This is a genomic window from Candidatus Halocynthiibacter alkanivorans (assembly GCF_003333265.1).
In the GTDB taxonomy this organism is placed as follows: Bacteria; Pseudomonadota; Alphaproteobacteria; order Rhodobacterales; family Rhodobacteraceae; genus Halocyntiibacter_A; species Halocyntiibacter_A alkanivorans.
Map to the genome: position 1 here is coordinate 59,050 of NZ_QOLB01000079.1, position 12,170 is coordinate 71,219.

Annotated in this window: 9 protein-coding genes; 5 read left to right on the top strand and 4 right to left on the bottom strand. The window is 55.1% G+C overall.

What is annotated here, in order from left to right; genetic code table 11:
- Positions 1 to 572 precede the first annotated feature (572 nt).
- From DWA01_RS08835 to DWA01_RS08850, 3 genes are all read right to left on the bottom strand, one after another.
- Complete coding sequence (locus DWA01_RS08835) at positions 573 to 2,567, bottom strand: elongation factor G (RefSeq protein WP_114285481.1); 1,995 nt, start codon at positions 2,565 to 2,567, stop codon at positions 573 to 575.
- 1,286 nt (positions 2,568 to 3,853) lie between these two features.
- A complete protein-coding gene (locus tag DWA01_RS08845; protein WP_200832529.1) occupies positions 3,854 to 4,405 on the bottom strand; it encodes a hypothetical protein in 552 nt (183 codons plus the stop codon).
- Positions 4,406 to 4,433: 28 nt separating this feature from the next.
- A complete protein-coding gene (locus DWA01_RS08850; RefSeq protein WP_114285483.1) occupies positions 4,434 to 4,724 on the bottom strand; it encodes a hypothetical protein in 291 nt (96 codons plus the stop codon).
- Between the two features lie 684 nt (positions 4,725 to 5,408).
- On the opposite strand from DWA01_RS08850, the gene acuR reads away from it, so the two are divergent.
- The 5 genes from acuR (at position 5,409) to DWA01_RS08870 (ending at position 10,081) form a co-directional block, all read left to right on the top strand.
- Positions 5,409 to 6,056 (top strand): acrylate utilization transcriptional regulator AcuR, encoded by a 648-nt coding sequence (gene acuR / locus DWA01_RS08855; RefSeq protein ID WP_114285484.1) that lies wholly within the window; start codon positions 5,409 to 5,411, stop codon positions 6,054 to 6,056.
- Positions 6,057 to 6,150: 94 nt separating this feature from the next.
- Positions 6,151 to 6,279: a hypothetical protein gene (locus DWA01_RS23835; protein ID WP_268807713.1), complete on the top strand. Its 129-nt coding sequence runs from the start codon at positions 6,151 to 6,153 to the stop codon at positions 6,277 to 6,279.
- Positions 6,279 to 7,949: a GMC family oxidoreductase gene (locus DWA01_RS08860; RefSeq protein ID WP_114285485.1), complete on the top strand. Its 1,671-nt coding sequence runs from the start codon at positions 6,279 to 6,281 to the stop codon at positions 7,947 to 7,949. Before DWA01_RS23835 ends, DWA01_RS08860 begins: the two co-directional genes overlap by 1 nt.
- A complete protein-coding gene (locus tag DWA01_RS08865; RefSeq protein ID WP_114285486.1) occupies positions 7,949 to 9,226 on the top strand; it encodes a CaiB/BaiF CoA transferase family protein in 1,278 nt (425 codons plus the stop codon). The genes DWA01_RS08860 and DWA01_RS08865 overlap by 1 nt, the downstream gene beginning before the upstream one ends.
- Before the next feature lie 48 nt (positions 9,227 to 9,274).
- Complete coding sequence (locus DWA01_RS08870) at positions 9,275 to 10,081, top strand: enoyl-CoA hydratase-related protein (protein ID WP_200832535.1); 807 nt, start codon at positions 9,275 to 9,277, stop codon at positions 10,079 to 10,081.
- 301 nt (positions 10,082 to 10,382) lie between these two features.
- Here the strand turns inward: DWA01_RS08870 and DWA01_RS08875 are convergent, their stop codons facing one another.
- Entirely contained in the window at positions 10,383 to 12,053 is a 1,671-nt protein-coding gene (locus tag DWA01_RS08875) for a class I SAM-dependent methyltransferase (RefSeq protein ID WP_114285488.1), read from the bottom strand.
- Positions 12,054 to 12,170 lie beyond the last annotated feature (117 nt).

Sequence of the window (12,170 nt, forward strand, 5' to 3'; positions counted from 1 at the left end):
GGTCCACAGCCTTCAGACGCTGCGAGATCGGTCATTCGCCATTGGCTCCCGGACCAATGGCGCGCCATGGCTCTTTCGACACGCCCCGGTGGCAATTGATGGTGTGTGGATCGGAGCGGGTCCGGGGGCGCGGCATACATAACGCTCAGAAACCTTCATCTGGCAGCGTACAGGATCAATGCCGTCACTTGATTGCAATTGTTGACGCAGTATTTAGGCCTGTCAAATCTGTCTTTGGCAGGTTGCACCGCGCTGGTGTACGCCAGATTGAACACGCGCTGAATATGTCCGGCTCAGGGGCTGTTCACATAAGGGACGACGCGGGTAATTCGGCAAGCTCTCAAGGCGCACAAAACGCGCCGGTTAAACCAGGGCTGACACAGACCAGGATACGAACTGTCCTGTGCGCCATCCCACGATCCGCTGATTGATAAGTCGTTGGCTCTGATACCGTTCAAGAAATTTCCAGCAGTGTAACTTTGACGTATGTCGCACCAGAACATCCGGAAATATCCTTCGCGTTGCCCATCTGTTCAGCTGGTCCTGCAAAATTGGCCAAATGTCCGGGTTTCTTATCCCCGCGCAACATCCCTGGCGGAAACATGTTGCAGATGGTCAAACTCTGACACATGTGTTCCGACCCCAAGGCTGACAGACCGCAATTCGGTCACGATATCCGCCATTTCAACAAGCGGGATCAGGGCCTGAACCTCGTCCCAACCCGACCAGCCCGGTTTGGCGTCAAAACCCAAAAGTTGACCCCGGCGGCCTGATACGATGCGTTGCACCTTATGGGTGAACTCCGAAGGCACCGAGAAGCTGACCTTGTGAATGGGCTCAAGAAGAATGGGTTTGCATTGCGGTATTGCTTCGCTCATCGCTTTGATCGCTGCCCGCTGAAACGCCATATCGGAGCTGTCCACATGGTGATGCCCACCGTCCACCAATGTCACCGCCACATCGACAATCGGGTGGCCGTTGAGGCCTTTCTGAAGATATTCCCGAACGCCTTTTTCCACCGCTGGTATGTATTGTCTGGGAACGACGCCGCCGACAATCCGGTCCTCGAAAGAAAACCCTTCCCCACGCTTCAGCGGACTGATTTCAATTTCCACATCGGCAAACTCTCCATGCCCACCCGACTGCTTCTTGTGGCGCGCTTTCTGGGTTAAGCCCTTGGTGATGGTTTCCCTGAAAGGCACAACGGGCGTGGTTTGGGTCAGCTTCAGGGCGGAATCCGCTTCGAGATGTTTCAGGGCAATCTGCAACTGAATCGCCCCCTGACCGGACAACAAAAGCTCTCCGGTGTCCGGATTGTGTTCGACAGAGATCGAAGGGTCGGATTCAGTCAATCGTGTCAGTGCTGCAGACAGGCGCACCTCATCTGCATGGTGTTCTGTGTGAAGGGCCAGGGAAAACATCGGCGCAAATGGTGCCGGCCAGTCAGCGTTGGCCTCACCGGTTTCCGTCAGCAGGTCCCCCGTCCGGATGGAACTCAACCTGCCCAGCGTAATGACCTGGCCCGGACCCGCCTTGCCGATCAGTTCCGATTTAGGTCCAAGGTGCTGGCGGACACTGGTCACCCGGGTGCCGTTCAGGTTGTCGCCATCGCTGATTTCTCCGGCCCAGACCCGCGTAAAAGAGAGTTTCCCTGCTTTGCCTGCATAGGCGGTGCTGAACACCTGCGCCACGTTGCCAGATACCGGCAAGCCCAGTCGGGCGGCGGATTCGGCGGCGCTGGGTGTGTCGTGGCGCAGCGCCTTCATCAGTCGGATGATGCCGTTCTCATTCTCGGCAGAGCCAAAAAGCACCGGAACGATCAGGCCTTCCTGCTGGTCGCGCACCAGATTTTCATAGATCTCACTGGTCGATGGCACGACATCCTCGAGCAACTCCATCATCAGGTCGTCATCGAAGTCGGCCAATGTTTCCAACAACGCATTGCGGGCTTCGCCCTCGGTCGCAGCAAGCTCACTGGGCAGAGTGATCAATGCGGATCGTTTGTGCGGCTCCCAGCGCCACGCCCGCTCACTGACCAGATCGACCATCCCGGTCAGATGGCCATCTGAATCCCGTATCGGGATTTCGCGCAGCAACAGGGGGCGGGATGATATGGTTTGCAACGCTTCAAATGTGGCTCGGACCGAAGCCTCTTCCTGATCCATCTTGTTAATGTAGATGAGGTGCGGAATGGAGCGGTCGTCAAGGAAACGCAGTAGCGAAGACAACGTCACAGCGCGTTCCGGCCGGGGATCGCAGACCACCACGACGATATCGGCCACCATCATCGCGCATTGCGCGTCGTAGATCAGTTCGACCGAACCGGGGCAATCAATTACGGTCCAGGGATCGCCCAGATATTCGAATGAGGCGACGTTCAGCTCGGTAGAAATGCTACGCGCCCTTGCCTCAGACGAGGCATCGCCGACGGTCGTTCCATCTTTGACGGTACCACGTCGTGGAATTGCCCCTGCGGCGAACAGGATATCTTCAAGCAAGGTTGTCTTTCCGCTGGAATAAGGCCCCACAAGGGCCGCCAGTCTGGCACCGGGAGTTTGCTCTGCCATGATCGTCCTCCGTTCTGCCGATGCGCACTTTGCGAAAAACCAGACACGCAGACCTTCACAAACCGTGTGGCCTGGCTGGGTTGCCTCCACTCAGAGGTAAGGCTCGTTCTCGATCTGAGTCAATTTAATCATTCACGGTCAGGGCGCCGTCCGGCACATAATAAGATACCAACTTGAGTAGTATAGAAAGCGTATCTGGCGTTGCGATAACGGTCACAGAGTTCACATAGCACTGAGGCGAGCCGATCTCGTTGGGTGAAGGTCCACAGGTGCTCGTCTCTTAAACCAGACCGTGCTACCGGCTTTCAGTCACGTCCATTTTACGCTCAAACGGTGCCAATATCCAGTTTGATCAACTTGTATGATCGCGGTGGGTCGCGAATTGCTCAGGAAAGTTACATCCGGCCCATTTGTATGTGCGGGTACTGTTCACAAATGTTTTTTCGCATGTTCTCGGACCTAGCACATCTGTTTCCGGCCTGTTGATCGACATGCGGGTCGTGGCCTCATTGGGGGTACGCCCGCACCGTGGTCTCATCAGTTGCAAGGTCAATTATGACCAAAAAGTCCGTCAGACTTTGTGGGTGTAGTATTTCCGTTCCATGCTTTTGTCTTTTGCGATCGCCTTTGGATCACGGGGGGGAAACGCCCGTCACGACCTCGTCTCCGGGTGCACCGAACGTGGTGCCGTGGTGCAGGACGCTCCACGCAGACCGGGCGAGTTTGTTCGCAAGTGCGACCGCCAGCTTGTTGCGATGCATTTGGAGCTCCGCCCGGTTCCGCCATTCGCCAAAGCTGAAGTCTGGCCAGTGATGAGGTTGCATCAGGGTCACTTTGGCCGCCTGAACAAACAGCATTCGCAGATATCGGCCGCCGCGTCTGGTAATCCGCCGGGCACCGTTCGTCTGCCCGATCTCTATTGCCTTGGCACAAGTCCAACCCATGTCGCGAAGCCACAACCACGGCTAAATGGGTCTACGCCGAAGAGAGGCTGCAAGTGCGCCGCAGGGGCGGCAGAAAGCGTGTCTTGACCGCCCGGGAGCCTGGATGCTGCGCGATGTGTGAATGGCAGATTTGAAGAAGTTGCACTGCTGCATCAAAGTGCAATGTGAAGCGCGGGAAAAGGGCCGGGAGCACCCGTCGGACTGATCCGGGAAAAGTCTTGAACGTCCGCTCAGCAGGCGTTCAATCGATGCGCAGCGAAGTTCCGCTCAGATCCCAAACCGGACATTGTTGATCGCCCTCACTGCAACCAAATTGACTTGCGGACTTGCGGACTTGCGGACTTACGCCTCGTAGCGGCGCAAGACCCGGAAAAAGAACATCAGCATTATCATAAGGACGAATAATCCGATGATGTCACCCACGAGATAAGCAAGGTAATCTTGCGGACCGCTACCGAGAACGAAATTCGTAAGCAGTGAACTCAGGATGGAAATCGCAATACCCGCCGCCATGATACAAGGCCAACACGGCATTTGACCTGAACGTGGTGAAAGATTCCATTTCACGAGTTTGAAGGCGTGGAAAGTGGCTGCTGGTACGATGACAGCGATCAGGATTGCGATCAGGCGGCTTGGAGTAAACACCCCCAGTCCAGCCACGCTGAAAAACGCAAGGAACACACCAGGACCCAATGCAACCACAGAGCGCCACCCCAACAGCCAGGCGGCGAGCACCCGGACGCCATGCGGCAGGAAGAGCAGGCTGGCGTGGCTTGAAAATTCTGGAAAATATCTGTCCTGAAGCGGAATCAGAAGTTCAAATGTCATATAGAAAGTGGCGAGATACGCGAACGATACCACCGCTGTTTCTTTGGCCCAGGCCTGTAATCTCATCGCTGCTCTCTCCTGGCCGAACACACCACTAGTCCAGCGGCTTCACAATGTACTGGCCTCGTCCTGACGCCTGGTTCTGAAAGAGATACCCTTTGCAAACCAAGGATTTGAGAGCTCGGAAAAATGTGGGCCGAGACACGTTAACAACGAGTGTGTGGTCTAGCAAGTTGGTGGTCTGTACACCACTGCGGGCCTCTGAAAGCTCGGTCGCTGCGTAGTAGATGTCCCGCTCCACTGCAGACAGGTCCTGAAGCCCCATGGAACGCTCCATTTCCAGCATCAGTTTTCGCAGTTCCGCCAATTTAGAAATCTCAGACATACATCCAGGTCCAGTACACCGTTTGCTTGGTGCCTATTTCATCACGACTAAAAGTTATTGCAACAGAAATTATTAAAGTCTCACATTGACACTTCAATAAAGCGCGCTAGTCTCAGATGTAGTCCGGTGGCCGTCGACGAGCGTGAGTGTGGGTATGACCGGTTGCAGCCGAAAAGTAATTCTATCTGGCGCGGTGCCTTCGGGTGCCGCGTCGTTTTGTTTTCGTCCCCTCCTATGGCAGCCCCGCTTATTAAGTGACCCAGGCGCATCCTGTTTTCTGTCGACCCGGTATGGATTTGACGACAGGGGAGTATGCACCCAATTCGGCTGCAGAAACCGAAACAGCTTTGGCTCGCACGGAGTATTCATCTGGGGCAACTCAAACTTCGCGCCGCCGCGTGGCAGGACTGTCCAGTCGCCACCATTCGTAACGATCGGGGGAGAAAGGTCCTTCGCTGCAGGCGCGACCGGGGTCCGCTGTGCGGGTCTTTGTCGATAGATTATTGTCCGCATCGAACTAGGGAGCGGGCAGCCCCCCCTACCAGTGACTACCCGGTTTGCGGGCAACACGGGCAGGTTTCCGGGGTGTTGGGACCCGGAGTAATACCCGTTCAATCGCAAAGGCGCCGTCCTCAAAAATGAAAGGGTGGACTTTTAAAAACGTTCGTTTATTAAATAGCAGCCATGTCCAATGTCACAAAAATATCGCGACCGCGCGGCAGGCCAGCCAAAGATAAGGCGGAATACGCTGAAATCCGCGACAGGCTGATCCGAGAAGGTGTCGCCTTGTTGACTGAAAAAGGGTTTGCCTCCACCAACCTGGATGAAATCGTCAAAAAGGCTGGCGTGCCGAAGGGTTCGTTTTATGCCTATTTTGAAAACAAGGAGGCATTTGGCCTCGAGCTAATTGACGACTACGCCCGGTACTTTGAGCGCAAGTTGGATAAATGCTACGGCAATATCATGCGCACACCACTGGAGCGTATCTCCGACTTTATGCTTGAGGCGCGTGAAAACATGGCACGGTTTGATTTCCGCCGGGGCTGCCTGGTTGGAAATCTCGGTCAGGAGATGGCCGTATTGCCTGGATCATACCGCCAACGGCTGGTTGACGTTTTTCGCGACTGGGAAGTGAAGACAGGGGCGTGCCTGAGGGCCGCGCAGGACGCCGGAGAAATTGACATCGGGATCGACTGCGCCAAGAAAGCAGAAGCCTTCTGGATCGGTTGGGAAGGCGCCATTCTTCGGGCAAAGCTGGGTCGTTCTGCCGGAGCAATTGATCGGTATTCCGAGGACTTTCTGGACGGTTTGGGGCCAAAATCGACCTTGTGAGACAGATCTAAAAAAATTTGGCTATTTAATAGACGGTCAGTCATTAAATGGCGGCGAAATCTGAACCCAGCCGGGTTCTTTAGGGAGACGATGAATGAACTCTACTGCGATCAGCCATTTTGCAGCTACTGGCGTTGCCGGTGCGCAAAAATCCGTCGGTGGCACGCTCCGGGATAAGACCGGTTTCCATGGCGCGGAATTTTCAATGCAGGCTGTGAACTGATGGACATGGTTTTCGATTATATCATCGTCGGTGCGGGAACCGCAGGAGCCCTGCTTGCCAATCGGTTGAGCGAGGACAAAACGAAAAATGTTCTGCTTTTGGAAGCTGGTGGTAAAGACAATTACCACTGGATACACATTCCGGTGGGCTATCTCTATTGCATCGACAATCCGCGGACAGACTGGCGCTTCAGGACAGAAAAAGAAAAGGGCCTGAACGGCCGTTCTCTGCTCTACCCACGTGGCAAGACCCTGGGCGGATGTTCTTCTATAAATGGTATGATCTACATGCGTGGCCAGGCGCGGGACTATGACCAGTGGGCCAACCTGACCGGCGAAAACGAATGGGCCTGGGATGCGAGCCTTGAAGATTTCAAGGCGCATGAAGACAGCTATCGCCTCGACGATGTTACCCGCGTCAATGGGGAGAGGGTCGAAAGCCCCGACGGCAAACATGCCGCCGGTGGTGAGTGGCGTGTTGAAAAACAACGACTTAGGTGGGAAATTCTGGATGCCTACGCGCGCGCTGCAAACGAGGCCGGCATACCGGATACCGACGATTTCAACGGCGGCGACAATACCGGAACAGCCTATTTTGACGTGAATCAGCGCAAGGGGTGGCGTTGGAACACATCAAAAGCATTTCTGCGCCCGGCAAAATGGCGCGACAACCTGGAAATCTGGACCAAGGCACACGTTACAAAGCTGGGCCTTGAAAAAGATACTGACGGCCAGCAGCGGTGTACGACTGTTCATCTGCGCATGGACGGGCACGATATCAAAGTACGCGCTCAGGCGGAGGTTATCCTGTGTGCCGGTGCCATTGGCAGCCCACATATATTGCAGCTGTCGGGTATCGGCGCGTGCAAGCATTTGTCGACACATGGCATTGAAGTGCAACACGATTTACCCGGCGTTGGCCAAAACCTGCAGGACCATCTTCAGATCAGAACCGTCTATCAGGTTGAAGGCGTCAAGACGCTGAATGAAATGGCGTCCACGCTTTGGGGCAAAGCGTCGTTCGCGATGGAGTATGCGCTGAAGCGCTCTGGTCCGATGAGCATGGCGCCTTCGCAACTTGGCATATTCACCAAAAGCGACCCCGCGCGCGAACATTCAAATATCGAGTTCCACGTTCAACCGCTTAGCCTGGAGGCCTTTGGGCAGCCACTGCACGATTTTCCGGCGATTACCGCCAGTGTCTGCAACCTGAACCCGACAAGCCGGGGCACAGTACTGTTGAAGTCACCCCGCGCCGAAGACGCACCTGCGATCGCACCGAACTATCTCGATACCGAAGACGACCGGAAAGTCGCCGCCGACAGCCTGCGCGTTGTGCGCAAAATCGCCGCGCAACCGGCTTTGGCGCAGTACAATCCAAAGGAGATCAAACCGGGGCCGCAATATCAGTCGGATGCAGATTTGGCGCGGGCGGCCGGGGATATCGGTTCGACGATATTTCACCCGGTGGGAACTACAAAAATGGGCCGTGCAGATGATCCCAGCGCGGTTGTCGACAGCAAATTGCGTGTTCGCGGCATCCGGGGGCTTCGTGTCGTCGACGCCGGTGTGATGCCGACGATTACAAGCGGCAATACCAACAGTCCGACGTTGATGATTGCAGAAAAAGCTGCGCGCTGGATCGCGGCAGACAACTACGGGAGGGCGTGATGGCCGGTTCAAATGACATTCCACTGAAAAAAGGCCCGTTAAACGGGATCACAGTGCTGGATTTTTCGCGTGTGCTGGCGGGGCCATACTGCACCATGGTTCTCGCGGATCTTGGGGCGCGTGTGATCAAGGTCGAAAAGATAGGCACCGGCGATGACACCCGGGCATTTGGTCCCTTTGTGGAAGAGGAATCGGCGTATTTCACCTGCTTTAACCGAGGCAAGGAAAGCATCACGCTGGACATCAAGTCGCCGCGGGACCGCGAACTGTTGGAACGCCTGCTTGATACGTCAGATGTGCTGGTTGAAAACTTCCGCCCTGGCGTGATGGACCGGCTGGGATATGGCCCGGACCGGCTGGCCAAAACCCACCCGCATATCGTCTACGCCTCAATCTCAGGCTTCGGGCACTCCGGACCCTATGGCGACTTGCCGGGCTATGACATGGTCGTTCAGGCCATGGGCGGTATCATGAGCCTGACTGGCTGGCCGGATGGCGAACCGGCCCGTGTCGGCACCAGCTTTGGCGATCTGGGGGCCGCTCTTTTTGCCGCGGTGGGCATCGTTTCGTCGCTTTACAGCCGCACCAAAGATGCCCAGGGCACACGCGTCGATATCGGCATGCTCGATTGTCAGGCCGCGTTGATGGAAACGGCATTGGCGCGCTATGACATCGAAGGCGTTGTCCCCGGGCGCACCGGCGACTGCCACCCGTCGCTGGCCCCGTTTGAAAGCTTTCGTGCCAAAGACGAGAAAATCGTCATTGCCGCTGGGAACGACACCCTGTTCATGCTCATGGCGGATGCGCTTGGCGCGCCGAAACTGGCGCTTGATCCACGGTTTATGAGCAACGATCTGCGCTGTCAAAACCGTCCTGAAATGGTGGTTGAGATGGAAAAAATCCTGTCTCAGCACCCGGTTCAGCACTGGATCGATGCGCTCAACGATGTGGGTGTGCCCTGTGCGCCAATTAACACCATCGACAAACTGCTTGATCATCCGCAGCTTCTGGCCCGCAACATGATCGTTCAGGTCCAGGGGCAAAAAGGCAACCCGTTCAAAACGGCCGGCAATCCGATCAAGCTGACCGGACACGAAGAAATCGACGCCAATGTTCCGATGAATGCCCCTGGCCTTGGGCAGCACCGCGAAGCGCTGTTGGCGGAACTTATGGCAGGCCAGGGATCCTACGATCTGCCTGCCGCCACTGCCATCAGTACAGAAACAGAAGAAGAAAGCGCCCAGGCCGCGCCGCAGCGCGATTCCAGCGCCGCTTGATTGGAGAAAGACATGAACAAGATTGCCAACAAGGTTGAAAAGACAAAAATGTCAGTAGCAGCTTCGTCAAAGACGACAACACCTGAGCCCGAAATGATCATTGTGGAACGGCGCGAACGGGTTGGTCTGATCACACTGAACCGGCCAAAGCAACTGAACGCCCTGAACCGGCAACTGGCTGAGGAAACTCTGGCGACGCTCAGGGAATTTGACGCGGATCCCGCTATTGGCGCCATTGTCATCACTGGCAGCCCGCGCGCCTTTGCTGCCGGAGCCGATATTGCAGAAATGGCGGAAAAGTCTTTTTCCGAATTCTATATGGATGATTTTCTGTCGCCCTGGGATGCGGTCAGGACAATCTCCAAGCCTGTCATTGCTGCGGTCGGCGGGTTCGCCCTGGGCGGCGGGTGTGAACTGGCTCTCCTGTGCGACTTCGTCATCGCTTCTGACGACGCGCAATTCGGTCAGCCTGAGATCAAACTCGGTATTCTGCCCGGTATTGGCGGCTCGCAACGGCTGACCCGCTCTGTCGGAAAGGCACTGGCAATGGATCTGGTCCTCACCGGTCGCAATCTCAGTGCACAGGAAGCGAAAGAATCCGGCCTGGTGGCGCGAATTGTGCCAAAAGAGGAACTGCTGCAAACGGCCCTTGAAGCCGCACACACGATTGCCGGATACAGCGCGCCAGCAGTAAAAATGGCCAAATGCGCGGTCAACGCAGCACTTGAAACACCACTGGCTGAAGGGTTGAAACAAGAGCGTCTGTATTTCCAGGCTGCATTTGCAACCGAAGGACAAAAAGAGGGCATGAATGCCTTTGTACACAAGCGCGCGCCAGTTTTTCGAAACCGTTAAAGTCCCGATAACCGTTATAAAACTCGTTGAGCATAAGGCGGGAATTTAAGTGCGTCCGGAAACAACCGGGCCGAAAACACAACGTTGGCAACAATCCATCCGCCAGGGAGGAAACGTCGCCAACTTTGCCGGCCAGACGGTTGTTGCAGGCGTGGCGACCGGATATTTTGTGGCATATAGTGTTGATAAAATCAGCGTGGTCGGTGCATGGGGCAGGGGCCAGACACCGGTCTCGGGTGCCATCTCAAAATCAGCATTCGGAATTCGGCGAACCGTCTGTAATTTGGCAGCCGCTTCGGCCTCAATCTGGCCGGTTGGTGACATCCGGCTGCAATATCCCAAATTTGACCAGGATCGGCAAATTGCGTTTTGTAAACCGGCGGAATTGTTCGTCCAGCCAAGCTTCGGTACGAAATTCTGCGGCTAAGTTCAGGGCGGAAACCTGATCATCTGTCAACTGAGCCAATTTTGCTTTTACGCTGGTGCGGGCTTCTGACAACGTGTGACCATCCAACGCCAGCGTGAACAGGCCATTGATAAAGTTTAGCCGCAGAGACGTCCCCAATACCGGAGATTCAACATAGGCTTTGCCCTCCAAAATCAACCGCCGCGCCATGAACGCCCGGGTGGTATTCGAGACCAGTCTGTAGGTGCTTTCCCCATCTGATGCCTGTGGCTGCACGGGCTTTATCAACGGCTGAAATTGTTCACCGGCAATCAGGTCGTGCAGAGCCGACATAATTTTGCCGGCGCTAAATTCGCCCAGTTCCGGATGGTGGCAAAGCTCTGCAAAGTTATGGTCTCCGCCAGCGGCGATCCTGATCAGGTTTTGATACAGAGGACTTGCCAGATTTACGTGGCGGTAGCCAAGCTCCAGTTCGCTTTTCATCCGATATACCGGCACATTTGCCCCGAGATACAAATCATCAAAAAAGTGGTCTTGATCAGCCGCCGGCGCCTTGCTCCGGTCGCGAATATAAATGTCTCGCCGAAAGGACTCGTTGCGCATGAAACTGGCGCGGGATTCTCTTTCAAGCGCGTTTGGTGCCGCCTCCAGGTGAGGTTTTTGTTTGCGGCTGGTAACATTGTCAGGGTTGTTGCGCCGGATCTTAGCATTGCCGGCAAAGCTCAGCCCAATATCGGCCATTTCATATGCCACATCGCGAAAATATTGCGGTTCAAAACAGCCGTTGCAAAACTCATGCGCCACATAATGCGGATCGCGGGCCAGCAATTTGTCCAAAAACCGGCTTGCAGAAGGATTGGTACGAAAATAGCCCGCCCCGGCATCCCGGAGGGCCGCGATATTCTCAAGACCTATTTTGACCTTGGCAATCGAATCTCCTTCAACGGCGGTGATATATGACTGCATCATTTTCCAAAGAGGCGTGAGAGTCGACCAGCCCGGGAGCGTGTTGTAGCTCAGGTAAACCAGACCGCCCGGATTGAGACATTGATCAATCAAAGATCGGATTTGTCCGCGAATCTCCACCCCGACCCAACTGTAAATTCCATGCAGGGCGATATAGTCGAATTTTGGTGGATTGCTTAGTTCGTATTGTTCAAATGAGGCGTTGATGAAATGGATATTGGTGAGGCCGGCCTCTTCCGCCATGGACTGGGCGTTTATGATATGCCCGGCGTTGAAATCTACCCCGTAAAAGGTTGCGTGCGGATAAGCTGCCGCCAGAAAATTCAGGCTGACGCCATTGCCGCAACCAAGATCACAATAGCTGAAAGGTTGCGCGTGTGGGGGCATGAAAAAACCGTTCAGACGGGCCACATAGGACAGCAGAACCGGGCTTTGGTAGGTGAAAAAACTCCATGTATACGGCACATCCAATACATAATCCGGAACTTTTTTATGATATGCAGCATCGGGTTGTGCGCTGGTCCCGGTTGCCGGAGGGAGCTGCTGTTTCAACACTGGCGGGTGCAGGGATTGAAGACCCGTTGATTTTAAATCTGACATAATCCCTCACTCTGCAATTCGCGCCGTAAATGGCGGCTTCGATGTGAAAAACGTTATTAATTCCATCTGCTCCAGGCGGTATTAACATGCACTTGAGTGTGAATTTGGGCAGATAAA